This is a genomic window from Enterobacter wuhouensis (genome assembly GCF_004331265.1).
Classification (GTDB): Bacteria; Pseudomonadota; Gammaproteobacteria; order Enterobacterales; family Enterobacteriaceae; genus Enterobacter; species Enterobacter wuhouensis.
This window is the reverse complement of the sequence record NZ_SJOO01000001.1, coordinates 648,109-673,541: the sequence shown is the minus strand read 5'-3', so window position 1 is coordinate 673,541 and position 25,433 is coordinate 648,109. Positions and strand designations below refer to the sequence as shown.

Here is a 25,433-nt window from a genome sequence, read left to right as displayed (position 1 = left end):
AAAAGAATTAATTAGCCGTCGAATAAAAAAGACAGGAATAAAAAGATGAAAAGCAAACTCACAACGTTAGCTCTGGCGCTCGCAGCATTGACGGTCAGTTCCACCGTCGCGGCGAAAACGCTGGTGTATTGCTCCGAGGGATCGCCGGAGAACTTCAATCCTCAGCTATATACCTCGGGTACCAGCGTGGACGCCAGCGCGGTACCGGTCTATAACCGGCTGGTCGATTTTAAGCCAGGCACTACCGAGCTGGTGCCGAGCCTGGCGGAAAGCTGGGAGGTGAGCGACGACGGGAAGGTTTATACTTTCCATCTGCGCAAGGGGGTGAAATTCCACAGCAATAAATCCTTTAAGCCGACGCGCGACCTTAACGCTGACGACGTGATTTTTTCGTTTATGCGCCAGAAGGATGTGAATCATCCGTACCATAACGTCTCCAGCGGCAGCTACTCCAATTTTGAAAGCCTGGAGTTTGGTAGCCTGATTACGGCGATTGATAAAGTCGATGACCATACCGTGCGCTTTACGCTGGCGCATCCTGAGGCGCCGTTTGTTGCCGATCTGGCGTGGTATTTTGCGTCTATCCTCTCCGCAGAATATGCCGACGCAATGCTTAAGGCCGGTACGCCGGAGAAGGTCGATATGGACCCTATCGGCACCGGGCCGTTCAGGCTGGCGCAGTACCAGAAAGACTCCCGCATTTTGTTCACCGCCTTCCCGGAATACTGGCAGGGTAAATCGAAGCTGGATCGGCTGGTCTTTACCATCACGCCGGACGCTTCCGTGCGCTTTGCCAAAGTTGAAAAGAACGAGTGCCAGGTGATGCCGTTCCCGAATCCGGCAGATTTACCGCGCATGAAGGCGAACAAAGATATCAACCTGATGAGCAAGGCGGGGCTGAATACCGGGTTCCTGGCGTTCAACACCCAAAAACCGCCGCTGGACAACGTCAAGGTCCGCCAGGCCCTGGCTATCGCCATCAACAAACCGGCCATCATTGACGCCGTGTTCCACGGAACGGGAACCGCAGCAAAAAACCTGCTGCCGCCCGGCGTCTGGAGCGCCGACGGCGAGCTAAAGGACTACGACTACGATCCTGATAAAGCCAAAGCGCTATTGAAAGAGGCCGGTTTTGCCAGCGGCGTGAGCATCGATTTATGGGCGATGCCGGTGCAGCGTCCATACAATCCGAATGCTAAACGCATGGCCGAGATGATCCAGGCCGACTGGGCAAAAGTTGGGGTGAAAACCAACATTGTCACCTACGAGTGGGGCGAATACCTTAAGCGCGTGAAGGGCGGTGAACATCAGGCGGCGCTGATGGGCTGGACGACGGCCACGGGCGATCCGGATAACTTCTTTGGTCCGCTGTTTACCTGTACCTCGGCGAACGGTGGCTCGAACTCGGCGAAGTGGTGCTACAAGCCGTTTGACAAGATTATCGCTGAGGCAAAATCGATAACCGATCGCCAAAAACGCGAGGCGTTATACAAAGAGGCGCAGCAGATAATGCACGACCAAATGCCTGCGGTCATGATTGCCCACTCCACCATTTTTGAGCCGGTGCGCAAAGAGGTAACAGGCTACGAAATAGACCCGTTTGGCAAACATCTCTTCTGGCAGGTGGACATTAAAAAGTAATTTTCACTGCCCGGCTCCGTCCGGGCAGTCTTTTTGCAATTTGTGCTCTCCGCATCATTTTTTGCCACAACAAATACCCCTCACTTTTGCTATAACTTCAAATGCATACTTGCAGATAACATGGAATACCATCATGCGTACTCACACTTTTTTTAAAGTTGCAGTGCTTTCTGGCCTGTTGGCGTTGGCTGGCTGTGCATCAAAAGTGGCAGCTCCCGAACAATATTCAGGCTTTTTAAAAGATTATTCTGGCTTGCAGCAAACGACGTCGGCGACCGGTAAACCGACGCTGCGTTGGGTTGATCCTTCGTATAACGAAGCGAACTACGACAGTATTATCTGGACGCCGATTACCTATTATCCAGCGCCTAAACCGACCACTCAGATTGGTCAAAAGACGCTTGATGAGCTGTTGAACTACACCAACACCAAAATGAAAACGGCCATTGGCCAGCGCAAGCCGATTGTGACCACGCCGGGCAAACACAGCCTGATTTTCCGTGGTGCCATTACCGGCGTGAGTTCGCAGAAAGAAGGTCTGCAGTTCTATGAAGTGGTTCCTGTTGCACTGGTTGTTGCAGGTACGCAGATGGCAACCGGCCACCGCACGATGGATACGCATCTCTTCTTCGAGGGTGAGCTGATCGATGCCGCGACCAACAAGCCTGTGATGAAGGTCGTCCGCAAAGGCGAAGGTAAAGAGCTGGCGAATGAAAATACGCCGATGGGCTTTGCTACGCTGAAACAGGTTGTGGATGACATGGCGACGGACGCCACCATGTTTGACGTGCATAAAACCGCAAAATAAGAAAAATGGCCTGCGAGGTGCAGGCCGTTTTTTTATGCCGTTCTCAGTCGGCTGAACCAGGTTTCGGGTTTCGTGAACATCACCATATTCCCGCCCAGAATCAGCAGCAATCCGACAATTCCATTCATGTGCCAGACGTAGCCTTCATAGAACGTCGAAATCGATAGAGCCACAAGCGGGAACAGCAGGGTGCTATAGGCTGCTTTCCCCGGGCCAATACGGCCTACCAGCGTGAAGTACGCCCCAAAGGCGATGACCGAGCCAAAGATGGCGAGGTACAGCAGCGCGCCCATATAGCTCACCGTCCATTCAGGAATGAAGCTATCCCCACGGAATAACGCAATGCAGCCCATGACCAGGGTGCCGTAAAGCATTGCCCAGGCGTTGGTGGTCATGGTTTCCAGCCCCTTGCGCTGATGGCGCATGCTGATCATGTTGCCCAGCGAGAATCCGTACGTACCAAGCGCGGACAGGCCAATGCCGGTGAGCAGCGATGCACTCCAGCCGCTTGCCAGCAGATCGTCCCAGAAGAGGGTGATAATGCCGATCAGACCCAGCGCGGCAGCCGTCCAGAAGCGGGCGGGGGGACGTTGACCAAAGAAGATGAAGCTATTGATGGCGTTATAAAGTACCGCCATAGAGAAGATTACCGACTCCAGCCCGGTATTGATATGGGCCGCGGCAGTATAAAAACACCAGAAGTTGAAGCAGAACACGCAGCACCCCTGGAGCATACAGAAGAGGTGATCCCGCAGGGCCATCTTGCGTAAACGGCGCAGGGCAACCAAGACTATCATCATCGTGACGCTGGCCACGGCGAAGCGCCAGAATATCGAGACAGGCGCGGCGACGGGGCCCTGCTGCAGGAAAATAGCAATCCACGTCGTTCCCCATATCACCACCACCAGCCCATACAGTATTGCGTTCATTGTTTCTCTCTTCTCAAAGCGCGGAAACCCTATTGTGGCGAGAGCGCTCGCGTGCGGCTTTCACCGGTTTGCGGCTGACTTGCAAAATCTTGCGCTTTTTTATCGCGACAGGTCTGGCAACCGGAAGCAACACTTCTTAGACTGACGTTTCCATTAATCACGTGAACACGGTTATGCCTCGCGCTTACGATACCTTTGAAACGCTTCGCCAACAGAATGCCGTGCTGCGGGAAACCGTTGCGCTGAATTCCGGTATTCAGCTGGCGGCGTGGTACAACAAGCACGATACGATCACCGTTAAGAGCAACCACCATACGCTGAGCCTGTACGTTGCGGACGGCTATGAGAGCTATCAAAAAACGCCGGGCGGCTGGAAAAACGGCGGCGGCCCGGACCGTTTTTGCCTGATGCCGAAAGAGAGCGAGTCGACCTGGGATATTCGGGACGATCTGTCGTTTGTGCACCTCTACTGTACCGACGAACACCTGCGCGACGTGGGCGAGAAAATTTGGGACAAGCGGCCGCTGTCGCTGACGCTGGATGAAAAAATCTTCGGCAGCGATCCGAAAATCACCGCGCTCTATCGTCAGTTTCTGCTCGGCTGCGACTGGCAGCAAAAGGCCAACCAGCTCACGCTGAGCACCGCGTCCACGTTGCTTATGACGCATCTGCTGCAGAACTATTCCAGCGTGCAGTGGAAGCTGCCGGTTGTGACCGGCGGCCTGTCGCCGTTCACGCTGAGAAACGTGCTTGAGTTTATTGAAGAGAGCCTTTCTCAGCCGCTGACGCTAGCCGACCTGGCTGCGCAGGCGGCGCTGAGCGAGTACCATTTTGCGAGGATGTTTCGCCAGTCGATGGGGCTGGCGCCCCATCAGTACGTCATGCAGCGGCGAATGGAGAAGGCGAAAGCGCTGGTACAACACACCGCCATGCCGCTCACCGAAATTGCGCTTGCCTGCGGATTTAACTCAGCGAGCCATTTCAGCAACCGCTTCCGCAGCGTAACGGGCATGACGCCTTCGCAGCTACGCGCGGCGAACGCGTGAAAAGACGGCGTAGCAAACGCCCCCCAGCACCAGCCCCCAGAAAGCAGAGCCAATTCCGACGATCGTCGCCCCGCTGGCGGTCATCAAAAAGGTGACAATTGCCGCGTCACGCTCCGCATCGTTATTCAGCGCCTGGTATAAGCTGCCGCTTATGGTGCCCAGCAGCGCGAGCCCCGCCAGCGTCTGGACCCAGCTAAGCGGAAGCGCGGCCATCAGCCCGCTTATGGAGCCGCCGAAGATCCCCGCCAGCAGGTAAAACGCACCCGCGGCTATCGCGGCCAGCCAGCGTTTTCCCGCATCCGGGTGCGCGTCCGGGCTTTGGCAAATCGCCGCGGTGATAGCGGCGATGCAGATGGAGTACACGCCAAAGGGCGACAGCAGCAGGGCCAGCCCGCCGGTAAAAATCATCAGAGGAGAGACGGCCAGCGGATAACCCGAGGCCTGCATAGTGGCGAATCCGGGCGCGTTTTGCGAAGCCATGGTGACCAGGAAGAAGGGCAAGCCGATGCTCACCAGGCTGGTGAAGGAGAATGTCGGGGCGATAAATTCAGGCATGACCACGGATAGCGTCAGCTCTTTCGTGACAACGTCACCTCCAGCCCATGCGACAATAATACCCACCAGCAGCGTGGCGACGATGGCGTATCGGGGCGCCAGCGCTTTTGCCATCAGCCACGCCGCGATCATGCTGCCGCACAGCATCAGATGCCCGTCGAGATTGCTGAACGCCTGTAGACCGAACCGCAGCAGCACGCCTGCCAGCATGGCGGCGGCCAGCGAGTGCGGGATGAGCCTCATCAGGCGCGCGAATACGCCGGTGACGCCGCAGAGCAGAATCAGCGCATTGGCAAAGATAAAGATGCCGATGGTTTCAGCAAGCGATACCCCCTGCAGACTGGTGGCCAGCAGCGCCGCGCCTGGCGTCGACCAGGCGGTGAGGACCGGGGCTTTATACCACCAGGAAAGGGCAAGCGTGCTCGCGCCCATGCCAATGCCGAGCGCCGTCATCCACCCGGCGATCTGCTGCGGGTTTGCCCCCGCGGCGGCGGCGGCCTGCCAGATGAGGGCGGCAGAGCTGGCATATCCCACCAGTACGGCAACGAAACCGGCAAGGATGGCAGGAAAAAGAGGAGAGGAAGGGCGCATGAAAACTCCGTTGTGCGTTATAACGTCCGCGATAAGGTAACACTGTGCGCTATAGCGTACAAGTGGTATGCTTATCGGCACCTGGAGGGAACATGGACATTACACAACATCTTGCTACCACGCTAAAAACGCTGCGCCAGGCGCGCGGGTGGAGCCTGTCAAAGCTGGCGGAAGAGACGGGAGTCTCTAAAGCGATGCTGGGGCAAATTGAGCGCAATGAATCCAGCCCGACGGTGTCGACGCTGTGGAAAATCGCCACCGGGCTGAACGTGCCATTTTCCGCATTCATCACCCCGGAGGCGGACCGGCAGCCGGTTTTCGATCCGCAACAGCAGGCGATGGTCGTTAAACCGTTATTCCCGTGGGATGAGGCGCTGAAGTTCGATCACTTCTCGATCGCGCTGGCCCCCGGCACGCTGAGCGAATCCACTCCCCATGAAGCCGGAGTGATTGAGCACGTCGTGGTGATTAGCGGCGAGCTGGAGATGAAAATCGACGGCGAGTGGCGCACCCTTTATGCGGATTCTGGCGTGCGATTTGCCGGGGATAAACCGCACGCCTACCGCAACAGCACTGTCCGGACGGTACATTTTCACTCCCTGATCCATTATCCCCGCTAAAGGCTCGCAAAACTGTTTCGCTGTCGCATACTTCTGACTACAATAGCCGCCATTTTGACCATAACGGATAACGACGAAGTATGCGCCTGCACTCCCATCATCTCGAACTTTTAAGCCCGGCCCGCGACGCCGCGATTGCCCGTGAAGCGATCCTTCACGGGGCCGATGCCGTCTACATCGGCGGCCCTGGCTTCGGTGCCCGTCATAACGCCAGCAATAGCCTGAGCGATATTGCCGAGCTGGTGCCGTTCGCCCATCGATTTGGCGCGAAGGTGTTCGTGACCCTGAACACCATTCTTCATGATGATGAGCTGGAGCCTGCGCAACGTCTGATTACCGATCTCTACCAGACCGGCGTTGATGCCCTGATCGTTCAGGATATGGGCGTGCTGGAGCTGGATATCCCGCCGATTGAACTGCACGCCAGCACCCAGTGCGATATCCGCACGGTCGAGAAGGCGAAGTTTCTTTCCGACGTCGGCTTTTCGCAGATTGTGCTGGCGCGCGAGCTTAACCTGAACCAGATCCGCGATATTCACCAGGCGACAGACGCGACGATTGAATTCTTTATCCACGGCGCGCTGTGCGTAGCCTATTCCGGCCAGTGCAATATTTCCCACGCGCAGACCGGCCGCAGCGCCAACCGCGGCGACTGCTCTCAGGCCTGCCGCCTGCCGTACACTCTGAAAGACGATCAGGGGCGCGTTGTGGCCTTCGAAAAACACCTGCTGTCCATGAAGGATAACGATCAGACCGCCAACCTCGGCGCGCTGATTGACGCGGGCGTGCGCTCCTTCAAGATTGAAGGGCGCTATAAGGACATGAGCTACGTCAAAAACATTACGGCGCACTATCGCCAGATGCTGGACGCCATTATTGACGATCGCGGCGACCTGGCGCGCGCCTCTGCCGGTCGTACCGAGCATTTCTTTATTCCGTCAACGGACAAAACCTTCCACCGCGGCAGCACCGACTACTTTGTGAATGCCCGTAAAGGCGATATCGGCGCGTTCGACTCGCCGAAGTTTGTCGGCCTGCAGGTGGGCGAAGTGCTGAAGGTAGCGAAAGATCACCTCGACGTAGCTGTGACGGAGCCGCTGGCCAACGGCGACGGCCTGAACGTGATGATCAAGCGTGACGTGGTTGGCTTTCGCGCCAATACCGTAGAAAAAACCGGCGAAAACCGCTATCGCGTGTGGCCTAACGAAATGCCGGCGGATCTCTACAAAGCGCGTCCTAACGCCGCGCTGAACCGTAACCTCGACCATAACTGGCAGCAGGCGCTCCTGAAAACCTCCAGCGAACGCCGTATCGCCGTGGATATTGAGCTGGGCGGCTGGGAAGAGCAGCTGATTCTGACCATGACCTGTGAAGACGGCATCAGCGTGACCCATACGCTCGACGGCATGTTTGAGGTCGCCAACAACCCAGAGAAGGCGTTTAACAGCCTGAAAGACGGCGTCGCGAAGCTGGGGCAGACGCTCTATTACGCGCGCAATATCGACGTCAATCTGCCGGACGCGCTGTTTGTGCCGAACAGCCTGCTAAACCAGTTCCGCCGCGAAACGGTAGAGAGGCTGGATGAAGCTCGTCTGGCAAACTACCCGCGCGGCAGCCGCAAGGCTGAAGCGGTGCCAGCGCCGGTGTATCCTGACACCCATTTGTCTTTCCTGGCGAACGTGTATAACCATAAAGCGCGTGAATTTTATCACCGCCATGGCGTGCAGCTGATTGATGCAGCCTATGAAGCGCACGAGGAAAAGGGCGACGTTCCGGTGATGATCACCAAACACTGCCTGCGCTTTGCGTTTAACCTGTGTCCAAAGCAGGCCAAAGGCAATATTAAGAGCTGGAAAGCCACGCCGATGCAGCTGGTAAACGGTGACGAAGTGCTGACGTTAAAGTTCGACTGTCGTCCGTGTGAAATGCACGTAATTGGTAAGATGAAAAATCATATTTTCAAAATGCCACAGCCCGGCAGCATTGTGGCATCCGTCAGTCCCGAAGACCTTATGAAAACCCTGCCTAAACGCAAGGGTAATTAATTAGCGAAAGTGAGTATCCGGTTTGCGCGATTTCTGCCAAAGGTGGTGTTCGCGCAACCCCTCCGCTGAATCCTCTGCGGTGCTGCGTAATTCATCACTGTCGGCTTCATGACGAAGCTGGTGATCGACATTCTTGACCCATAAATACTCATGCCCTTTGTCTCCTGCCATCAGCTGACCGGAAAATAGGGCGCAGATCAGCAAAATAAGCGTTAACCCTTTCTTAAACATCTGCTCACCACTGGACAACAAATCAGCGCTCAATATGCCAATAGTTTCGTTTGTTTATTATTCAAATATTCAAATTAGCGAAAAGAGAATGTCAATTTCTGTCACGGGCAAGGCGGACAGGCATATATCAACCGCCATTTTTGGTACGGTAATAAACATGCCTTTAAAGAAAATTCCTATATAATGAGACTTTATGGCTAAGGAACGGGTCTATTTCAATGAAAAAAATAATGGGTGTTGCGCTGCTGGTTATTGTCGCGGGAGCAACAGCGTGTGTCAGTTATTCGTGGAATGATAAGCCAGAGTTTATTCAGTCGGCTGAGGCGCGGGTAGGTTCTTATTTAACCAGCGACTACGGCAAGGTTGCCTGTAATAGCACAAAAATTGACGAACAGCGCTGGGAATTAGGCTGTATTAATCAGGCAAAGGGAAAGAACTTCCAGTATGCGGTTTATTCCGCCGATCGCGCTCCGTATGCCGTCTCCCGTTCGTTCTATCTTGAAGCCATCAATGACGATGCAAAACAGAGTGCCGGACAGGGTTTGATGCATTATCTGCAAATCAATACCAAAGCCGGCTGACGCTCGTTTACTCTTCGTTGAGCCGCTGGATGCTAGGGTAGTAACCGATCCGCTGCCCGCCATGAAATGTCGGGACGTAGAGACCAAAATACAAATCTATCCATGCAAGCATTTACCGCCAGATACTGGCGGTTTTTTTTTGCCCGTCATTCTGTACGAACGAACTGCTTTCGATACTGGACGGGAGAGAGCGCGAACTGCTGGCGGAAATGGTGGCGAAAGGTTGATGATTGACTAAATCCGGTCTGTTCGGCAATGCTGTCGACGCTCAAACGGCTGCTTTCCAGAAAATCTTTTGCCCGCAGCAAGCGCTCGTTGAGCAGCCAGCGTGCGGGCGTGGTACCTGTTGCTTCCTGAAAGCGACGCAGAAAGGTGCGTTCGCTCATGCCGATCCGCCGCGCTAATGACGCGATGCTGTGGGGCATGGCCAGATGGTTATGGAGAAAATCAAACAGCTGCCCCAGACGCTGGCTCTCGCGCAGGTGCGCCACCGGGCGGCTCAGCTGCTGCGGCTGCGAACCGTCCCGGTGTGGGGCGATCACCAGGCGGCGGGCAACGCTGTTGGCGGTTTCGCGCCCATAGTCCCGACGAACGACGTGTAAACACAGGTCTATACCCGCCGCGCTCCCTGCGGACGTCAGGATGTCGCCTTCGTCCTGATACAGCACATCCTCAACCACGCTAATGGCCGGATAACGGGCTTTAAGCGCGTCGATATAACGCCAGTGCGTCGTGGCCTTGCGACCGTCAAGCAGGCCGGAAGCGGCCAGCACAAAAACGCCTGAACAGATGGACATTAGCCGACAACCCCGGGAATGCGCCCGTCGCAGCGCCTCGCAGAGCGCGTCCGGAACGGGGGCGTCAACGCCTCGCCATCCCGGTACGACGATCAGATCGGCGGTTGCAAGCAGGCTTAAATCGCCATCGGTCATGATGCGGACCCCGCCCGTGGCCCTTAGCTCACCGCTTTCAACCCCCGCAACGGCAAATCGATACCACTCATCGCCCAGTTCAGGACGCGGCAGGCCAAAGATTTCTACCGCGACGCCAAACTCGAAGGTGCACAAACCGTCATAGGCCAGCACGGCCACCTGCGGACGAGGGGGCTGTATTAAGTTTGTCATCTTTTTGCTGTTTTCTGGCATGAGCGGAGGCATTCACTGGCTGAATTTGTGGATAGAGTAGTGTTAACACAAACGCTAAAGATGAGGAAGGATCATGAGCTACATCACTGAATTTCCGGCTGCAGAGCCGCAGGAAGCCGTTGCGCATTTTCTGCGTCGCCTGAGCGTCGAGACGGACTGCGCCGATGTGCATCACGCCCTGGTGAACGATGAGCAGGACTTTGTTTTGCTGCACGTGGTGGGTAAAGCGGAGCAGTTTGCCCGCCGACACGTGCCCGGCGCCCTGCATTTGCCCTGGAGCCAGATCGACGCGGAACGCATGGCGCAATGGCCAGCCGGGACGCTGTTCGTCGTCTACTGCGCAGGACCGCACTGCAACGGCGCGGACCGGGCGGCCCTCAAGCTGGCCCGGCTGGGGCTGCCGGTTAAAATTATGCTGGGGGGCATAACGGGTTGGGAAGATGAAGGATTTGAATTTGCCCACGACGAATCGACCGTAATGGGTTAAACATGAATTATTTTCAACACACGTGAAATTTTCTCGTTTGTCGGATGCGCGCTGGTGTGACATCTTTTTTGGACATTTAGACATCCAGAAGTCTAAAGATTCAAATAATGAACTATCACTGTGGTCAACCATCGCCGACAGACAGAGGAGATTCCCATGCAACGACAGCACGCCCCGTACCGCGCCGATGTAGTAGGCAGCTTTTTACGCCCGGACGCCATCAAGCAGGCCCGCCTGAAATTTGCCAGCGGCGAGATTGATGCCGAACAGCTGCGCGCGGTAGAGGATGAGGCGATCCGCCACGTTGTCGAGCAGCAGTGCTCCTGCGGCCTGCACGTGGTGACCGACGGCGAGTTTCGTCGCGCCTGGTGGCACTTCGACTTCTTCGACGGGCTCCAGGGCGTGGAGCGTTACGACGCGCAGCAGGGTATTCAGTTCAACGGCGTGCAGACCAAAGCCCACGGCGTGCGGGTAACCGGCAAGCTGGGCTTTGGTGACCACCCTATGCTGGAAGACTTCCGCTACCTGAAAAGCATCAGCGGCACCGCGCAGCCGAAGATGACCATTCCCAGCCCGAGCGTGCTGCACTTCCGCGGCGGGCGCAAAGATATCGACGCTAACGTCTATCCGGATCTGAATGATTATTTCGACGATCTGGCGACCACCTGGCGCGATGCGATTCAGGCATTTTACAACGCCGGCTGCCGCTATCTGCAGCTGGATGACACCGTCTGGGCATACCTGTGCTCCGACGACCAGCGACGCCAGATCCGCGAGCGCGGTGACGATGCCGACGAGCTGGCGCGCATCTATGCCCGCGTGCTGAACAAAGCGCTGGAAGGCAAGCCGGACGATTTGACTATCGGACTGCACGTGTGTCGCGGCAACTTCCGCTCGACGTGGATCTCGGAAGGCGGCTATGAGCCGGTGGCTGAGGTGCTGTTTGGCACGGTCAACGTCGATGCCTTCTTCCTGGAATATGATAACGATCGCAGCGGCGATTTCGCACCGCTGCGTTTCGTTCGCCCGGGTAAACAGCAGGTGGTGCTGGGCCTCATTACCACCAAAAACGGTGAGCTGGAAAATCCTGAAGGAGTGAAGGCGCGTCTCGCAGAGGCGGCTAAATTCGTTGCCAAAGAGCAGATCTGCCTCAGCCCGCAGTGCGGCTTTGCGTCTACGGAAGAGGGCAACAGCCTGAACGAAGCCCAGCAGTGGGATAAGGTTCGCCTGGTGACCCGTATCGCCAGCGAAGTCTGGTAAGCCCTGCAGTAAGGCGCTGCATTATAAAAGTGCAGCGCTGTTCCATTCTGAGTCGTTCCCGCGCGTTTATCCCGATCGCCCCCTGAAAATCCACGCTCTCCATTCTGGCATCGTTTTTGCTCTGCTAAAGCTGGCACTTTTATTTACGCGTTCCTGCGGTATCGGACGCTTTCGCACAGCTTTCTTTTCAGGAGTGAAAATATGCACCGTCGTACCTTATTAAAAGCTTTTGCACTGTCGGCCTCCGTGGCCGCAATGGGAATGAGTTTTGGCGTGCAGGCTGCCGATACCATCAAAGTGGGGATTATGCACTCGCTGTCCGGCACGATGGCGATCTCCGAAACGCCGCTGAAGGACGTCGCGCTGATGACCATCGATGAAATCAACGCCAAAGGCGGCGTGCTGGGTAAAAAGCTGGAGCCGGTGGTGGTCGACCCGGCCTCAAACTGGCCGCTGTTCGCCGAGAAGGCGCGGCAGCTTTTGAGCCAGGATAAGGTCGCCGTGGTGTTTGGCTGCTGGACCTCGGTGTCGCGTAAATCGGTTCTGCCGGTGTTTGAGGAGCTGAACGGCCTGCTGTTCTACCCGGTGCAGTACGAAGGCGAAGAGATGTCGCCTAACGTCTTCTATACCGGCGCGGCGCCGAACCAGCAGGCGATCCCCGCAGTAGAGTACCTGATGAGCGAAGACGGCGGCGGTGCCAAACGCTTCTTCCTGCTGGGGACGGACTACGTCTACCCGCGCACCACCAATAAGATCCTGCGCGCCTTCCTGCATTCGAAAGGCGTAGAGGATAAGGATATCGAAGAGGTTTACACCCCGTTTGGTCACAGCGACTACCAGACCATCGTGGCCAATATCAAGAAATTCTCCGCCGGTGGCAAAACGGCGGTGGTCTCGACCATCAACGGCGACTCCAACGTGCCGTTCTACAAAGAGCTGGCGAACCAGGGGCTGAAGGCGACCGACGTGCCGGTGGTGGCGTTCTCCGTGGGAGAAGAAGAGCTGCGGGGCATCGACGCCAGGCCGCTGGTAGGGAATCTGGCGGCGTGGAACTACTTTGAATCCGTCGATAACCCAACCAACCAGGCCTTCGTGGCGGATTACAAAGCCTATGCCAAAGCGCACAAACTGCCGAATGCCGATACCGTCGTGACCAACGATCCGATGGAAGCGACCTACGTTGGCATCCATATGTGGGCGCAGGCGGTTGAAAAAGCGGGCACCACTGACGTGGATAAGGTACGCGCGGCGATGGCAGGCCAGTCCTTCAAGGCACCGTCTGGCTTTACCCTGACCATGGATGCCAACAACCATCACCTGCATAAGCCGGTCATGATTGGTGAAATCGAAGGCAACGGGCAGTTCAACGTGGTCTGGCAGACGGAAGAGCCCGTTCGCGCCCAGCCGTGGAGCCCGTTTATCGCCGGAAATGACAAAAAGCCTGACCAGCCGATGAAAACCGCCAGTAACTAAGCCATCACCGCAGGGAGAAAAGTCATGAACGCCATGCGCATGTTCATCGCTATTGTGTGGCTGTCCGGACTGCTGCCAGGGATGGCGCAGGCATCGGATGCCGATAATTTTGTTGCCGCGACGCGCAGCCAGCAGGCAGAGATGCTGGCCTGCTGGGCGGCGGCGCCCGACGCGGCGAGAGTGCCGCTGCTCCAGGCGCTGCAAAAAGAAAACCTGTTAACCGACAGCCAAAAACACGCGTTTACGCGCAGCGGCGGCGAGACGGTTGCGCTGGGGGAGTCAAAAACCCCTCAAGGGCAAACCAAAGCGGTACGCCTGAACAACCGCCTGCGGGTCCTGGCGGCCACGGCGCTCGCCACGCACCAGCTTGTAAGTGACAGCGTAACAGAAAGGCGCGCGGCGGCGCAACGGCTTCAGCGTGACGCCCGGCCGGATATGCTCGGTTTTTTACAGCAGCGGGCAGGCAGCGAAACGGATGACGTTGCGCGGCAGTCGCTGATGCTGGCCCTGGCAAACCTTCAGCTGGCAAGCCCGCAGGCCGAAACACGGCTTAAGGCGGTTGAGCTGCTGGGTCAGTCTGACGATCCGGACGTGCAGGCCACGCTCGCGCCGTTCACCCAGGCGCAAACCGAACCGGATGCGCGGGTGCGTACCGCCGCCGCAGAGAGTCTGGAGCGTATTCAGCACCGCCTGATGTGGGGCGAGCTGCTGGGACAGGCGTTTATGGGGCTTTCTCTGGGATCGGTCCTGCTGCTGGCGGCGCTTGGTCTGGCGATCACCTATGGCCTGCTTGGGGTCATCAATATGGCCCACGGCGAAATGCTGATGCTCGGGGCGTATGCCACCTGGATGGTGCAGCAGGCGATGGCGCAGTGGGTTCCCCAGTGGCTGGCGCTGTATCCCGTGGTGGCTTTGCCGGTGGCGTTTTGCCTGACCGCGGGCATTGGGATGGTGCTTGAACGCACCATCATCCGCCACCTCTACGGCCGTCCGCTGGAAACCCTGCTCGCCACCTGGGGGATCAGCCTGATGCTTATTCAGCTTGTGCGCATGACCTTTGGCGCACAGAACCTTGAAGTCGCCAACCCGGCATGGCTGTCCGGCGGGGTTCAGGTGTTTGCCAACCTGACGCTGCCGTGGAACCGCATCGTGGTGCTGGGCTTTGTGCTGCTGGTGCTGTTCTTTACCTGGCTTATTCTCAACAAAACCCGTCTTGGCCTGAACGTGCGCGCGGTGACGCAAAACCGCAGCATGGCGGCCTGCTGCGGCGTACCGACCGGGCGCGTGGATATGCTGGCCTTTGGGCTGGGGTCCGGGATTGCCGGGCTGGGCGGCGTAGCGCTATCTCAGCTGGGCAACGTGGGGCCGGAGCTGGGTCAGGGATACATTATCGATTCCTTCCTGGTGGTGGTGCTGGGCGGCGTTGGGCAGCTGGCCGGCAGCGTCGTCGCCGCCTTTGGGCTCGGCATTTTCAATAAAATCCTTGAGCCTCAAATGGGGGCCGTTCTTGGCAAGATCCTGATTCTGGTGGCGATCGTCCTGTTTATTCAGAAGCGTCCGCAGGGGTTGTTTGCACTGAAAGGGAGGGTTATTGACTGATGAGCCAGCCGCTGACCTTAACGCTGGCGCGTAAAGCGCCGCGTACAACGCAAATTGCAGGCAGCCTGCTGGTGGCGTGCCTGCTGTTACTACCGTTCTTCGCGCTGTTGCCGGCAACGCATCCGCTGGCGCTGTCGACCTGGATGCTGACGCTTATCGGCAAAATCCTCTGCTATGCCATCGTCGCGGTGGCGCTCGATCTGGTGTGGGGATATGCCGGAATGCTGTCCCTTGGGCACGGTATTTTCTTCGCGCTGGGCGGCTATGCGATGGGCATGTACCTGATGCGTCAGGCTTCCGGGGAGGCGCTGCCCGCATTTATGTCTTTCCTCTCCTGGACCGAGCTGCCGTGGTTCTGGTGGGGAACGCAGCACTTTGCCTGGACTCTGGTGCTTATCGTCACCGTTCCCGGCCTGCTGGCGCTGGTGTTTGGCTGGTTTGCCTTCCGCTCAAAAATCAAAGGGGTCTATTTCTCCATCATGACCCAGGCGCTGACCTACGCGGGCATGCTGTTGTTCTTTCGCAATGAAACCGGCTTTGGCGGCAACAACGGTTTTACCGGCTTCACCACGCTGCTCGGCTTTTCCGTGACCGCGACCACCACCCGCATCGCGCTATTTCTGGCGACGGTAATGCTGCTGCTGTTGGCACTGGGCGTGGGCTTCGCGCTGGCGAAGAGTAAATTTGGCCGCATCCTGACCGCGGTGCGCGACGCGGAAAACCGACTGACGTTTTGCGGGTACGATCCGCGTGGGTTCAAGCTGCTGGTTTGGACGCTGTCTGCCGTGCTGTGCGGTCTGGCGGGAGCGCTGTACGTTCCGCAGGTGGGTATTATCAATCCGGGGGAAATGTCGCCTACGAACTCAATTGAAGCGGCGATCTGGGTTGCGCTCGGCGGGCGAGGCACGCTGATTGGCCCGGCGATAGGCGCCGCGCTGGTCAACGGCGCGAAGAGCTTCTTCACGGTCGCGATGCCGGAGTACTGGCAGCTATTTTTAGGGCTGATTTTTATCGCGGTGACGCTGTTCTTGCCGCGCGGCGTCTATGGCCTGTTTCGCAGGGGAGAGAAATAATGCAGCCAGCTGAAGAACTTTTTACCCGCCAGCTGCCGGGCGATCGCTACCGCGACCAGACCGATCCGGTGCTGCAGCTTGACGCCATCAACGTTAGTTTTGACGGCTTTCAGGCGCTGACGGATCTTTCTCTGAACATCGGCGTGGGCGAGCTGCGCTGCGTGATTGGGCCTAACGGCGCGGGAAAAACCACGCTGATGGACGTGATCACCGGCAAAACGCGGCCAAAAAGCGGGAAGGCGATTTACGATCAGTCCATCGACCTGACCACGCTGGAGCCCGCAGCGATTGCCCGTCAGGGGATCGGCAGAAAATTCCAGAAGCCGACGGTCTTTGAAGCCCTGACCGTGTGGGAAAACCTCGAAATCGCGATGAAAACCGACAAGTCCGTCTGGGCCAGCCTGCGGGCAAAGCTCAACGGCGAACAGCGCGATCGAATTGACGAGATGCTGGTTTTGCTGCGCCTCAGCGCCGAGCGGGATCGCCGTGCCGGGCTGCTCTCTCACGGCCAGAAACAGTTCCTGGAGATCGGCATGCTGCTGGTGCAGGACCCGCATCTTTTACTGCTGGATGAGCCCGCAGCCGGAATGACGGATGCGGAAACGGAATATACCGCCGAGCTGTTCAGAACCCTGGCGGGCAAGCATTCGTTAATGGTCGTGGAGCACGATATGGGCTTTGTCGAAACTATCGCTGACCACGTGACGGTGCTGCATCAGGGGCGCGTGCTGGCGGAAGGATCGCTTCGCGAGGTGCAGGCCAACGAGCAGGTGATTGAAGTCTATCTTGGTCGCTAGGGAGGCGGAATGTTACAGGTTAACGAACTGAATCAATATTACGGCGGAAGCCATATCCTGCGCGGCGTGAGCTTCGAAGCCGTGACCGGCGAGGTCACCTGCCTGCTGGGGCGCAACGGCGTGGGGAAGACCACGCTGCTGAAGTGCCTGATGGGGCTGATCCCGGCCAAAACCGGGGAGGTGATATGGCAGGGGAAAACCATCACGCACAGCAGGCCGCACCAGCGGGTGCAGTCCGGCGTGGCCTATGTTCCGCAGGGACGGGAGATCTTCCCGCGCTTAACCGTCGAAGAGAATCTGCTTCTGGGGCTGTCGCGATTTTCCGCGCGTGAGGCAAACAGCGTACCGGACGATATCTGGCAGCTGTTTCCGGTGCTAAAAGAGATGAAGCATCGTCGCGGCGGCGATCTCTCCGGTGGGCAACAGCAGCAGCTGGCGATTGGGCGAGCGCTGGCGAGTCGTCCGCAGCTCTTGATCCTCGATGAGCCGACGGAGGGGATCCAGCCCTCGGTCATCAAGGAGATTGGGCAGGTGATCCGCACGCTCGCGGATCGAGGGGACATGGCTATTCTGCTCGTTGAGCAGTTTTACGATTTCGCCGCAGAGCTGGCGGACAGCTATCTGCTGATGTCGCGAGGCGCGATCGTCCAGCGCGGGCGCGGCGAAAATATGGAGCAGGAGGGCGTGCGCGGGCTGGTTGCGATTTGAAATGTTATACTATAACATCCTCATTCTTATAAAACGGAATGAGGGTTTTGTTTTGGCTGCACATATTGGGAAATTTGCAATGACTCTGGGGGCGCTGCTGGTCAGCGGCCAGCTGTTTGCCCATTCGCACGGACACCAGATGACCGAAGCGGAGCAGAAGGCGGCGAACGGCGTGTTCGAGAATAAAGACGTCAAGGACAGAGCGCTCTCCGACTGGGACGGCACCTGGCAATCCGTCTATCCGTTCCTGCTGGACGGTTCGCTCGATCCGGTGTTTAAGAAGAAAGCGGAGAAGGACCACACATCCGTCGAGGCGGTGAAAGCCTATTACCGGACGGGCTACGCAACGGACGTGGGATCTATCGGCATCGAAAATAGCGTGATGGAATTCCACCAGGGGGAAACGGTAAGCCGCTGTCACTATGACTACAGCGGTTACAAAATCCTGACCTATGCCTCAGGCAAAAAAGGCGTTCGCTATCTGTTTGAGTGTAAGGATGCCAGCAGCAAGGCACCGAAGTTTGTTCAGTTCAGCGACCATATTATTGGACCGAAAGCCTCTTCACACTTCCACATTTTCATGGGCAACACCTCCCATGAGGTGCTGCTGAAAGAGATGGATAACTGGCCGACCTATTATCCAAATGAGATGTACAAAGAGCAGGTGGTGGAGGAGATGTTGCACCATTGATGTTTATTGCCGGGTGGCGGCTACGCCTTACCCGGCCTACAGGGTTACGCGACTTTGGGCGCTTCGCACCACGCTTTCACGCTCATGCCGCGCAAAATCATCAGCCACGCAATGACGATGGCGGCCATCATAATTACGAACAGCGACCAGTGCGGCAGATGGGTCAGGATGAGCCCGGTGATCATCGGGTTCGCCGCCGCGCCCAGCCAGCCTAGCGCCTGGGCGGAGAAATAGCTTGCTTTCATTCCCGGCGGGGCGATGTTGTCGATCAGCATATATTCCCCCGGCGCGTAGATAATTTCCCCAAGCGTAAAAATGGCCGCCGCGATGCCCCAGTAAACCAGGTTTTCACCGGAGAGCATAAAGCCGCCTAACCCGACGATAAAGAACAGGGTCGCCGCCGTCATCAAAGGACGGATGTTGCTGGCGGAGATCTTACGCCCGAGGGCATACTGCAGCGTCACCACCACGGCGGCGTTGACGGGCAGCACCACGGCCACCACTTTTTCGGCGAAATCGCTGTCGGCATGCGCAGCAAGAACATACTGCGAAATGCAGGTTGCAAACGATCCGCCAACGTATGATGCAAGCAGGCCGGACAGCGTGTACCAGAACAGCGCGCGGTCTTTCAACAGCACGGAAGGCTGCCACGGCATCTTTTCCTCTGCGGTATCTAACGCAACGCTTTTCTGCACAAAGAAATGGATAAAGCCGAGCGGAAGCGCGGCGCAGAAGGCCGCCAGCCAGAACGGCAGCTGCAGGCTGTACATCACCAGAAGGGTGCCAATCGGCGGTCCTATCGTCCAGCCAATGTTCAAGAAGCTATAGTTCAGCGAGAAAACGCGCGCCTTTTCGCTGGAGGTGAGTACATCCGCAAACCAGGCCTTCAGCACGGTGGAGAAAACGGAGTAGGCGCAGTTGATGAGCGCAAAGAACAGCACCACCAGCGTGACGTTATCCACCAGCGGGATCGCGACAAAGCCGGCAATAAACGCGACGATGGCAATGAGCATGTAGCGTTTCTTATCGAACTTGTCGGCCAGAATGCCAAACCCTAAGCTGAACACCACGCCAATGGTCAACGCAATGGTGAGGGCATAACCAATATTCTCTACGCTCATGTTATAGACGCGCGTGAGGTAGATGGTCATAAACGGCAGCGTTGCCCCGCGACCAATTGTTAATAACAATGACGATGCCAGCAGCGCTGCGGTTGAGCGCCTGATTGATGGTTTCATATTCCTGCCCGACAAATGCTTATATTTTTTTGTTGTGTTCTAACAGGATTACCACGGCATAAGGGGCTTGTATAGCGCCTAATTTATCCCTAAGTGCTTCGACTGACTCCCAAAAATAATGATCTATTCGCGGCGCTATTTTTTCTGTTACCTTGAAGTGTTTACAAAAATTTAATAATTCAGGGGCAGGGTATGACGCGTAAAGACGGACTGCTGGCGTTGCTGGTGGTCGTAGTATGGGGGCTAAATTTTGTGGTCATTAAGGTGGGCTTACACAACATGCCTCCGCTGATGCTGGCCGGCCTGCGTTTTATGCTGGTCGCCTTCCCGGCAATCTTCTTTGTCGCCCGTCCGAAAATCCCGTTTACATTACTGTTAGGCTACGGTCTGACGATCAGCTTCGGTCAGTTCGCATTTCTGTTCTGCGCTATCAAATTTGGTATGCCCGCCGGGCTGGCGTCGCTGGTATTACAGGCGCAGGCATTCTTTACCATCATTCTTGGCGCGTTTGTGTTTGGCGAGCGGCTGCAGGGCAAGCAGCTGGCAGGGATCACGCTGGCGGTGTTTGGCGTGCTGGTATTGATTGAAGCCAGCCTGAACGGCCAGCACGTGGCGCTGCTGGGCTTTATGCTAACCCTGGCGGCAGGCCTGAGCTGGGCGTGCGGTAATATCTTCAACAAGCTGATTATGCAGCATGAGGCGCGCCCGCCGGTGATGTCGCTGGTGGTCTGGAGCGCATTAATTCCCATTGTGCCCTTTATGGTTGCGTCATCTATCCTGGACGGCACGGACGCGATGCTACATAGCCTGCTCGACATCGATCTCACGACCATTTTGTCGCTTATCTACCTGGCGTTTGTCGCCACTATTGTGGGCTACGGCATCTGGGGCTCGCTGCTCGGACGGTATGAAACCTGGCGGGTGGCGCCGCTGTCGCTTCTTGTGCCGGTGGTGGGGCTTGCCAGCGCGGTCATTTTGCTGGATGAACACCTGAGTGCGCTACAGCTGCTGGGCGCGGTGCTGATCATGACCGGGCTGTACATCAACGTGTTTGGGTTGCGTTTGCGTCGGGCGGCGCGGGTGCGGGGATAAGGCAGAAAAAAGCCCCGCATCTGCGGGGCAAAACGAATCAGAGGTCGTGGTTGTAATACGGCACGCCTAATTCGTCGGATTTGTCACTACCAGCGCCCATGTGGTTGAAATCATACGGCGTCTGGTCATGTGCGGACGGCAAAATCATCGCATCGCGATTATTTTGCTGCGTTGCACGGGGAGTTTGCTCCGCGAAGGTCTGGCTGGAAACGAGCACCAGCAAGGCGAGGGCGGCGGAGGCGATAACTTTCATGAATTCCTCGGTTATGTCTTTTACAGGCGATGATTAACTACAGCGTGTTAACTGCAATGTTTTAACGGATAGAGATATCGGGATTCACCCGGCATACTGGTGATACGATACTTATGAGGCGGCACGTCGAAGTAGTTCTTAAACGTTCGCGTCAGGGTTTGTTGCGATTCAAACCCATAACGTTCCGCCAGATAGAGGATCGGCTCATTGCTCTCTTTCAGTTTTTGGGCAATTTCCGTCAGCTTGCGGCTGCGGATATATTGACCTAATGAATGACCGGTCTCTTTTTTGAACATCCGTTGCAGGTGCCATTTTGAGTAACCTGAACGCTCTGACACTTTTTCAAGGGAGAGCGGCGATTCCAGGTTATCTTCGATCCAGTCCAAAATGCTATGAATGGTGATAGCGTCAGTATTGCGTCTGGACATCGTCATACCTCTTTTCTGTTTACGGCAGTATTTTCTTAAGCAAAAGCTCAAGCGTTGCCACTTCATCTGCCGTTAAGTTTTTTGTTAGTTCCTGATGCAGTGTTTGTCCTACAAGTTGATGACATTGCTCGCACATGGCCGCGCCGTCGCCGGTGAGTTTCACCAGGACGCCACGTTTGTCATTCGGATTAGGGCTTCGTTCTATCCATCCTTTGCAGACCAGACGATCCAACATGCGGGTCAACGCACCCAGATCGACAGAGAGCACCTTTTTTAGCTCAACCGGCGTGATACACACTTCGCAGCGAATGGAACACAGCACTTTGAACTGTGTCGCGGTGATATCCAGCGGTGACAGGTAGTCATTGAGCAGGCGATCTTTTTTCTGGTTAACCATATGAATAAGACGACCCAGTGGAATTATGTCGTTGAAGAGATCACTGGTGCTTTTCACAATGGTTGCCCTGGCAAGTAGTTTAGTCACGGCAGATATTATTGCTCAGGCAAGTATAAGTCAACTGAATGAATAAGCCGATGCCACGAATTGCTAAAACGTTTCATGAACTTTTTTTGTGCTCTTTCAAATCAAAAACATAACGGAGGGTTATCATTGTGCGGCGTAAATAATGCTTACGTAGTGTAGATGGCTGATTGTCATGGTTTCACCCTATAATTGCGGTGTTGAATATGGATAAGGACAACGACGTATTATGGTGGATTTGATTAAAGCAATTGGTCTTGGGCTGGTGGTGCTGCTGCCCCTGGCGAACCCGTTAACGACGGTAGCGCTGTTTCTTGGGCTGGCGGGCAACATGAACAGCGCGGAGCGCAATCATCAGTCGATGATGGCCTCCATCTACGTCTTTGCCATCATGATGGTTGCCTATTACGCCGGACAGGTGGTGATGAATACCTTTGGGATTTCGATTCCGGGCCTGCGTATCGCCGGCGGGCTGATCGTGGCCTTTATTGGATTCCGCATGCTGTTCCCCGCGCAAAAGGCGCATGAATCACCGGAAGCGAAAAGCAAATCCGAAGAGCTGGAAACGGAGCCAAGTGCGAATATTGCCTTTGTACCGCTCGCTATGCCGAGCACGGCGGGGCCCGGGACGATTGCGATGATCATCAGCTCCGCGTCCACGGTGCGCGACAGTTCTACCTTCCCTGACTGGGTGCTGGCCGTTGCGCCGCCGCTGATTTTTGCGCTTATCGGGGTCATTGTCTGGGCATCGCTGCGCAGTTCAGGCGCGATCATGCGCTGGGTGGGCAAGGGTGGTATCGAAGCCATTTCCCGCCTGATGGGCTTCCTGCTGGTGTGCATGGGCGTGCAGTTTATTATTAACGGCGTGCTGGAAATTATTAAAAACTACCACTGATTTTTTGCCGGGTGGCGGCTTCGCCTTACCCGGCCTACTTATTGCCAACATAATCATTGTGAATATAAATCAATTCTGAAAATTTATTCTTTTGCGAAGTTTCAGGATGAAAAATAACCGCATTACAGCGAAAGTTTTACTCACCGTTCCGGCCGACATCATGAACTACATCGCTTCCAACCCGCGCATGCTGGAAGGCATCACTACGGGTGACGCTAAAGTTCTCAACAATAACGTTCAGTGGGATGCATTTGTCTACGCATTGTCGTTAGCGGACAACGGTAAAGACCTTTCAGTCTCATATGAATACGCTAACAGGGATTATATTTCTGAATCTTTGGCTGGCGTGACGATTCTGGTCATGAATAAAAACGAGCTGGAAAAGGCTTAATTAACGAAAAAGCGAAGAAATGTGGAAAAATTAGCGACGCGTCATCAACTACCACGCCGCTTGCTACCAGAACCAGCATCTATAATTGCCAGACTAAAATGACGGAGGACAGGTTCCGTTATTTGGGTGGCAATGAGGAAGCAGATTATTAACGCAGTCGCGTAGGCCGGGTAAGGCGAAGCCGCCACCCGGCACAAACAACGTCACCCATGCTGGCCATGTTCTTCCATCGCCACCGGCCATTTACGGAAGATCAGCACCGACCAGATCAGCGCCACAAGCGCCGGAATCGCGCCCAGATAGCCAATCGCCGACATCGAGACGTGCAGTATTACCTGATTTCCAACCAGCGCGCCCGCGCCAATCCCGAGATTGAAAATCCCCGAGAATAGCGACATCGCTACGTCGGTTGCGTCAGGGGCCAAAGCAAGCACTTTAACCTGCATACCCAGCCCGATAATCATAATCGCCACGCCCCAGAACAGGCTCAGGATCGCCAGATGGCTTTCGCTTCCTGCCGCAGGCATCAATAAAAGCAGGCAGGCTAATAACAGGCCGATGGCGCTGCTGACCAGTGCTGAAGCATGCTGATTTCCCAGCTTGCCAAACAGAATGCTGCCGATGATGCCCGCACCGCCCAGGATCAGCAGCAGGACGGTGGCAAAGTTGGCGCTAAAGCCCGCAACCACCTGCACAAACGGCTCAATGTAGCTGTAGGCCGTGTAATGGGCGGTCACCACAATCACCGTCAGCAAATAAATGCTCATCAGCGCCGGACGACGCATCAGCAGCGGCAGGCTTTTCAACGAGCCGGAATGTTCGCTCGGCAGCTTAGGCAGCAGCTTGATCAGGCACAGCAGCGTCACCAGCGCCCCCATGCCGATAGCGAAGAAGGTGGTGCGCCAGCCGAAGTATTGCCCCACGATGCGGCCAATCGGTAAGCCCAACACCATCGCCAGCGCCGTACCGGTCGCAATCAGGCTCAGCGCCTGGGCGCGCTTGCCCGCCGGCGCCAGGCGTATCGCCAGCGAGGCCGTTATCGACCAGAACACCGCGTGCGCGAAGGCAATGCCGACGCGGCTGATGACCAGCACCGTAAAATTCCACGCCATAAACGACAGCACATGGCTGGCGATGAACACCACAAACAGGCCTATCAGCAGCTTGCGCCGCTCCATCTGGCTGGTCAGCAGCATAAACGGCAGCGACATCAGCGCCACCACCCACGCGTAAATGGTCAACATAATGCCCACCTGAGCCGTCTCCATCTGGAAACTCCCGGCGATGTCAGACAGCAGCCCAACCGGAACAAATTCAGTGGTATTAAAAATAAACGCGGCAATGGCCAGCGTGACCACCCGTAGCCACGCGACCCTGCGGGAAACAGTCTGAGTTGTCATAGGGATATCTGGGATTCGTTGCTTGAAAGATGAGGAGACGATCTTAAAGCGAGAAACGGCGAAAACTCAACCATTATGTGACTTAGATCTCAAAATTTACCCTGTCAAAGCGGTAGCGAAGGGCGTTTTTTTCATTGAATATAAAGAACAACACAACAATAACAGGCGATAAGACAATGCAGGAGATTGATTTTTATCTGGTCGATGCGTTTAGCCATACCACGTTTGGCGGAAATCCGGCGGCCGTTTGCCCCTTGAAAGCGTGGCTGCCGGATGAGACGTTACTTAAAATGGCGCAGCAGCACAACCAGTCGGAAACCGCGTTTTTCGTCTGCACGAAAGGGGGCATTGAGCTTCGCTGGTTTACCACGCTTACCGAAGTCAATCTTTGCGGCCACGCCACGCTGGCAGCAGCCTACGTCCTGTTCAACGAGCTTAATTATCCCGACTCGAGAATCCATTTTGAGACCGCCTCGGGTCGACTGACCGTGAGTCGGGAAGGTGAATGGATGACGCTGGATTTCCCGGCCTGTCCAACGCAGGAACAGACGCCGCCGCCGGAAATGCTCGCGGCTCTGGGCATCAGCCAGTATGTTGACGCCCGCAAAGGCCGCGCCTGGATGCTGGTGCTGGAAAACCGCGCGCAGGTTGAGGCGATAGCCCCGAACTTTTCCGCCATGACCCCAGGCGATCATAAAGTGGCGATCGCCGCGCGCGGAGAGGGCGAATATGATTTTGTCAGCCGCTTCTTCTCGCCGGGCGTTGCCGTTCCGGAAGATCCCGTCACGGGGTCGGCACATACGATGCTCATTCCCTACTGGAGCGAGAGGCTGGGCAAAACGGCGATGCTTGCGCGTCAGGTTTCGGCGCGTGGAGGAGACGTGCGCTGCGAGCTGAAAGGCGACCGCGTGCTGATGAGCGGGCAGGCAGCCCTGTATTTGAAAGGCACAGTATTTCTGCGCTAACGACGTATAA

General features: G+C 56.3%; 27 protein-coding genes. 18 read left to right on the top strand and 9 right to left on the bottom strand.

Annotated elements, in window-relative coordinates:
• Window positions 1-45 precede the first annotated feature (45 nt).
• Together E0L20_RS03370 and E0L20_RS03365 are read left to right on the top strand one after the other, a co-directional pair.
• Window positions 46-1,641 carry an ABC transporter substrate-binding protein gene (locus E0L20_RS03370; RefSeq protein WP_131632684.1) on the top strand — a complete coding sequence of 532 codons (1,596 nt, stop codon included), beginning with the start codon at window positions 46-48 and terminating at the stop codon, window positions 1,639-1,641.
• A gap of 133 nt (window positions 1,642-1,774) precedes the next feature.
• Window positions 1,775-2,449, top strand: coding sequence for a DUF3313 domain-containing protein (locus E0L20_RS03365; protein ID WP_131632683.1), 675 nt, complete (start codon window positions 1,775-1,777; stop codon window positions 2,447-2,449).
• A gap of 32 nt (window positions 2,450-2,481) precedes the next feature.
• Here the strand turns inward: E0L20_RS03365 and E0L20_RS03360 are convergent, their stop codons facing one another.
• Window positions 2,482-3,378, bottom strand: a complete 897-nt coding sequence (locus E0L20_RS03360) for a DMT family transporter (RefSeq protein WP_131632682.1) — start codon at window positions 3,376-3,378, stop codon at window positions 2,482-2,484.
• Window positions 3,379-3,551: 173 nt separating this feature from the next.
• Here E0L20_RS03360 and E0L20_RS03355 point away from each other — a divergent pair, with 173 nt between their 5' ends.
• On the top strand, window positions 3,552-4,424 hold the full coding sequence (locus E0L20_RS03355) for a helix-turn-helix transcriptional regulator (protein WP_131632681.1): 873 nt from the start codon (window positions 3,552-3,554) through the stop codon (window positions 4,422-4,424).
• On the opposite strand, the gene E0L20_RS03350 is transcribed toward E0L20_RS03355, so the two are convergent.
• Window positions 4,404-5,570 carry a benzoate/H(+) symporter BenE family transporter gene (locus E0L20_RS03350; RefSeq protein WP_131632680.1) on the bottom strand — a complete coding sequence of 389 codons (1,167 nt, stop codon included), beginning with the start codon at window positions 5,568-5,570 and terminating at the stop codon, window positions 4,404-4,406. The two genes, E0L20_RS03355 and E0L20_RS03350, sit on opposite strands and share 21 nt — an antisense overlap.
• Before the next feature lie 92 nt (window positions 5,571-5,662).
• Here E0L20_RS03350 and E0L20_RS03345 point away from each other — a divergent pair, with 92 nt between their 5' ends.
• Window positions 5,663-6,190 (top strand): helix-turn-helix domain-containing protein, encoded by a 528-nt coding sequence (locus E0L20_RS03345; protein ID WP_131632679.1) that lies wholly within the window; start codon window positions 5,663-5,665, stop codon window positions 6,188-6,190.
• Between the two features lie 80 nt (window positions 6,191-6,270).
• Window positions 6,271-8,235: a peptidase U32 family protein gene (locus E0L20_RS03340; protein ID WP_131632678.1), complete on the top strand. Its 1,965-nt coding sequence runs from the start codon at window positions 6,271-6,273 to the stop codon at window positions 8,233-8,235.
• On the opposite strand, the gene E0L20_RS03335 is transcribed toward E0L20_RS03340, so the two are convergent.
• The gene (locus E0L20_RS03335) at window positions 8,236-8,466 is read right to left on the bottom strand and encodes a DUF2554 family protein (RefSeq protein ID WP_131632677.1); all 231 of its coding nucleotides are present in this window, start codon (window positions 8,464-8,466) and stop codon (window positions 8,236-8,238) included.
• 218 nt (window positions 8,467-8,684) lie between these two features.
• Here E0L20_RS03335 and E0L20_RS03330 point away from each other — a divergent pair, with 218 nt between their 5' ends.
• The gene (locus E0L20_RS03330) at window positions 8,685-9,047 is read left to right on the top strand and encodes a hypothetical protein (RefSeq protein ID WP_131632676.1); all 363 of its coding nucleotides are present in this window, start codon (window positions 8,685-8,687) and stop codon (window positions 9,045-9,047) included.
• Between the two features lie 146 nt (window positions 9,048-9,193).
• On the opposite strand, the gene ftrA is transcribed toward E0L20_RS03330, so the two are convergent.
• Window positions 9,194-10,192, bottom strand: a complete 999-nt coding sequence (gene ftrA, locus E0L20_RS03325; protein WP_131632675.1) for a transcriptional regulator FtrA — start codon at window positions 10,190-10,192, stop codon at window positions 9,194-9,196.
• A 73-nt stretch (window positions 10,193-10,265) separates the two neighbouring features.
• On the opposite strand from ftrA, the gene E0L20_RS03320 reads away from it, so the two are divergent.
• The 8 genes from E0L20_RS03320 (at window position 10,266) to zinT (ending at window position 18,280) form a co-directional block, all read left to right on the top strand.
• Window positions 10,266-10,679 (top strand): rhodanese-like domain-containing protein, encoded by a 414-nt coding sequence (locus E0L20_RS03320; protein WP_131632674.1) that lies wholly within the window; start codon window positions 10,266-10,268, stop codon window positions 10,677-10,679.
• A 156-nt stretch (window positions 10,680-10,835) separates the two neighbouring features.
• A complete protein-coding gene (locus E0L20_RS03315; protein ID WP_131632673.1) occupies window positions 10,836-11,939 on the top strand; it encodes a cobalamin-independent methionine synthase II family protein in 1,104 nt (367 codons plus the stop codon).
• 201 nt (window positions 11,940-12,140) lie between these two features.
• Entirely contained in the window at window positions 12,141-13,412 is a 1,272-nt protein-coding gene (gene urtA / locus E0L20_RS03310) for an urea ABC transporter substrate-binding protein (protein WP_131632672.1), read from the top strand.
• 24 nt (window positions 13,413-13,436) lie between these two features.
• On the top strand, window positions 13,437-15,011 hold the full coding sequence (gene urtB / locus E0L20_RS03305; protein WP_131632671.1) for an urea ABC transporter permease subunit UrtB: 1,575 nt from the start codon (window positions 13,437-13,439) through the stop codon (window positions 15,009-15,011).
• Complete coding sequence (gene urtC, locus E0L20_RS03300) at window positions 15,011-16,084, top strand: urea ABC transporter permease subunit UrtC (RefSeq protein WP_131632670.1); 1,074 nt, start codon at window positions 15,011-15,013, stop codon at window positions 16,082-16,084. The genes urtB and urtC overlap by 1 nt, the downstream gene beginning before the upstream one ends.
• Entirely contained in the window at window positions 16,084-16,881 is a 798-nt protein-coding gene (urtD, locus tag E0L20_RS03295; protein WP_131632669.1) for an urea ABC transporter ATP-binding protein UrtD, read from the top strand. Before urtC ends, urtD begins: the two co-directional genes overlap by 1 nt.
• 9 nt (window positions 16,882-16,890) lie before the next feature.
• Window positions 16,891-17,589 carry an urea ABC transporter ATP-binding subunit UrtE gene (gene urtE / locus E0L20_RS03290; RefSeq protein ID WP_131632668.1) on the top strand — a complete coding sequence of 233 codons (699 nt, stop codon included), beginning with the start codon at window positions 16,891-16,893 and terminating at the stop codon, window positions 17,587-17,589.
• 52 nt (window positions 17,590-17,641) lie between these two features.
• Window positions 17,642-18,280: a metal-binding protein ZinT gene (gene zinT / locus E0L20_RS03285; RefSeq protein WP_131632667.1), complete on the top strand. Its 639-nt coding sequence runs from the start codon at window positions 17,642-17,644 to the stop codon at window positions 18,278-18,280.
• 44 nt (window positions 18,281-18,324) lie between these two features.
• Here the strand turns inward: zinT and ydeE are convergent, their stop codons facing one another.
• Window positions 18,325-19,518 carry an efflux MFS transporter YdeE gene (gene ydeE, locus E0L20_RS03280; protein ID WP_131632666.1) on the bottom strand — a complete coding sequence of 398 codons (1,194 nt, stop codon included), beginning with the start codon at window positions 19,516-19,518 and terminating at the stop codon, window positions 18,325-18,327.
• Between the two features lie 192 nt (window positions 19,519-19,710).
• Between ydeE and eamA the strand changes: the two genes are divergently transcribed.
• Window positions 19,711-20,610 carry an O-acetylserine/cysteine exporter gene (gene eamA / locus E0L20_RS03275; protein ID WP_131632665.1) on the top strand — a complete coding sequence of 300 codons (900 nt, stop codon included), beginning with the start codon at window positions 19,711-19,713 and terminating at the stop codon, window positions 20,608-20,610.
• A 37-nt stretch (window positions 20,611-20,647) separates the two neighbouring features.
• Here the strand turns inward: eamA and marB are convergent, their stop codons facing one another.
• The 3 genes from marB to marR are packed head-to-tail and all read right to left on the bottom strand — an operon-like array spanning window position 20,648 to window position 21,745.
• The gene (marB, locus tag E0L20_RS03270) at window positions 20,648-20,863 is read right to left on the bottom strand and encodes a multiple antibiotic resistance protein MarB (RefSeq protein ID WP_131632664.1); all 216 of its coding nucleotides are present in this window, start codon (window positions 20,861-20,863) and stop codon (window positions 20,648-20,650) included.
• Window positions 20,864-20,910: 47 nt separating this feature from the next.
• The gene (marA, locus tag E0L20_RS03265; protein WP_001303241.1) at window positions 20,911-21,291 is read right to left on the bottom strand and encodes an MDR efflux pump AcrAB transcriptional activator MarA; all 381 of its coding nucleotides are present in this window, start codon (window positions 21,289-21,291) and stop codon (window positions 20,911-20,913) included.
• 19 nt (window positions 21,292-21,310) lie between these two features.
• Window positions 21,311-21,745 (bottom strand): multiple antibiotic resistance transcriptional regulator MarR, encoded by a 435-nt coding sequence (marR, locus tag E0L20_RS03260; protein ID WP_131632663.1) that lies wholly within the window; start codon window positions 21,743-21,745, stop codon window positions 21,311-21,313.
• Between the two features lie 256 nt (window positions 21,746-22,001).
• Between marR and E0L20_RS03255 the strand changes: the two genes are divergently transcribed.
• Entirely contained in the window at window positions 22,002-22,667 is a 666-nt protein-coding gene (locus E0L20_RS03255) for a MarC family NAAT transporter (protein ID WP_131632662.1), read from the top strand.
• Window positions 22,668-22,773: 106 nt separating this feature from the next.
• On the top strand, window positions 22,774-23,058 hold the full coding sequence (locus E0L20_RS03250) for a hypothetical protein (RefSeq protein WP_131632661.1): 285 nt from the start codon (window positions 22,774-22,776) through the stop codon (window positions 23,056-23,058).
• A 203-nt stretch (window positions 23,059-23,261) separates the two neighbouring features.
• On the opposite strand, the gene E0L20_RS03245 is transcribed toward E0L20_RS03250, so the two are convergent.
• On the bottom strand, window positions 23,262-24,458 hold the full coding sequence (locus E0L20_RS03245; protein ID WP_131632660.1) for a sugar transporter: 1,197 nt from the start codon (window positions 24,456-24,458) through the stop codon (window positions 23,262-23,264).
• Between the two features lie 176 nt (window positions 24,459-24,634).
• Here E0L20_RS03245 and E0L20_RS03240 point away from each other — a divergent pair, with 176 nt between their 5' ends.
• Entirely contained in the window at window positions 24,635-25,423 is a 789-nt protein-coding gene (locus tag E0L20_RS03240; RefSeq protein WP_131632659.1) for a PhzF family phenazine biosynthesis protein, read from the top strand.
• Window positions 25,424-25,433 lie beyond the last annotated feature (10 nt).

Excerpts from the sequence above, each read along its gene's own strand:
- marB (WP_131632664.1), bottom strand. The coding sequence starts at position 20,863 with ATGAAAGTTATCGCCTCCGCCGCCCTCGCCTTGCTGGTGCTCGTTTCC.
- E0L20_RS03315 (WP_131632673.1), top strand. The coding sequence starts at position 10,836 with ATGCAACGACAGCACGCCCCGTACCGCGCCGATGTAGTAGGCAGCTTT.
- E0L20_RS03365 (WP_131632683.1), top strand. The coding sequence starts at position 1,775 with ATGCGTACTCACACTTTTTTTAAAGTTGCAGTGCTTTCTGGCCTGTTG.
- E0L20_RS03245 (WP_131632660.1), bottom strand. The coding sequence starts at position 24,458 with ATGACAACTCAGACTGTTTCCCGCAGGGTCGCGTGGCTACGGGTGGTC.
- E0L20_RS03360 (WP_131632682.1), bottom strand. The coding sequence starts at position 3,378 with ATGAACGCAATACTGTATGGGCTGGTGGTGGTGATATGGGGAACGACG.
- urtD (WP_131632669.1), top strand. The coding sequence starts at position 16,084 with ATGCAGCCAGCTGAAGAACTTTTTACCCGCCAGCTGCCGGGCGATCGC.
- E0L20_RS03250 (WP_131632661.1), top strand. The coding sequence starts at position 22,774 with ATGAAAAATAACCGCATTACAGCGAAAGTTTTACTCACCGTTCCGGCC.
- urtA (WP_131632672.1), top strand. The coding sequence starts at position 12,141 with ATGCACCGTCGTACCTTATTAAAAGCTTTTGCACTGTCGGCCTCCGTG.
- E0L20_RS03335 (WP_131632677.1), bottom strand. The coding sequence starts at position 8,466 with ATGTTTAAGAAAGGGTTAACGCTTATTTTGCTGATCTGCGCCCTATTT.
- E0L20_RS03350 (WP_131632680.1), bottom strand. The coding sequence starts at position 5,570 with ATGCGCCCTTCCTCTCCTCTTTTTCCTGCCATCCTTGCCGGTTTCGTT.
- marA (WP_001303241.1), bottom strand. The coding sequence starts at position 21,291 with ATGTCCAGACGCAATACTGACGCTATCACCATTCATAGCATTTTGGAC.
- urtE (WP_131632668.1), top strand. The coding sequence starts at position 16,891 with ATGTTACAGGTTAACGAACTGAATCAATATTACGGCGGAAGCCATATC.
- E0L20_RS03355 (WP_131632681.1), top strand. The coding sequence starts at position 3,552 with ATGCCTCGCGCTTACGATACCTTTGAAACGCTTCGCCAACAGAATGCC.
- ydeE (WP_131632666.1), bottom strand. The coding sequence starts at position 19,518 with ATGAAACCATCAATCAGGCGCTCAACCGCAGCGCTGCTGGCATCGTCA.
- E0L20_RS03345 (WP_131632679.1), top strand. The coding sequence starts at position 5,663 with ATGGACATTACACAACATCTTGCTACCACGCTAAAAACGCTGCGCCAG.
- E0L20_RS03330 (WP_131632676.1), top strand. The coding sequence starts at position 8,685 with ATGAAAAAAATAATGGGTGTTGCGCTGCTGGTTATTGTCGCGGGAGCA.
- E0L20_RS03370 (WP_131632684.1), top strand. The coding sequence starts at position 46 with ATGAAAAGCAAACTCACAACGTTAGCTCTGGCGCTCGCAGCATTGACG.
- urtB (WP_131632671.1), top strand. The coding sequence starts at position 13,437 with ATGAACGCCATGCGCATGTTCATCGCTATTGTGTGGCTGTCCGGACTG.
- E0L20_RS03240 (WP_131632659.1), top strand. The coding sequence starts at position 24,635 with ATGCAGGAGATTGATTTTTATCTGGTCGATGCGTTTAGCCATACCACG.
- urtC (WP_131632670.1), top strand. The coding sequence starts at position 15,011 with ATGAGCCAGCCGCTGACCTTAACGCTGGCGCGTAAAGCGCCGCGTACA.
- ftrA (WP_131632675.1), bottom strand. The coding sequence starts at position 10,192 with ATGCCAGAAAACAGCAAAAAGATGACAAACTTAATACAGCCCCCTCGT.
- E0L20_RS03320 (WP_131632674.1), top strand. The coding sequence starts at position 10,266 with ATGAGCTACATCACTGAATTTCCGGCTGCAGAGCCGCAGGAAGCCGTT.
- E0L20_RS03340 (WP_131632678.1), top strand. The coding sequence starts at position 6,271 with ATGCGCCTGCACTCCCATCATCTCGAACTTTTAAGCCCGGCCCGCGAC.
- E0L20_RS03255 (WP_131632662.1), top strand. The coding sequence starts at position 22,002 with ATGGTGGATTTGATTAAAGCAATTGGTCTTGGGCTGGTGGTGCTGCTG.
- eamA (WP_131632665.1), top strand. The coding sequence starts at position 19,711 with ATGACGCGTAAAGACGGACTGCTGGCGTTGCTGGTGGTCGTAGTATGG.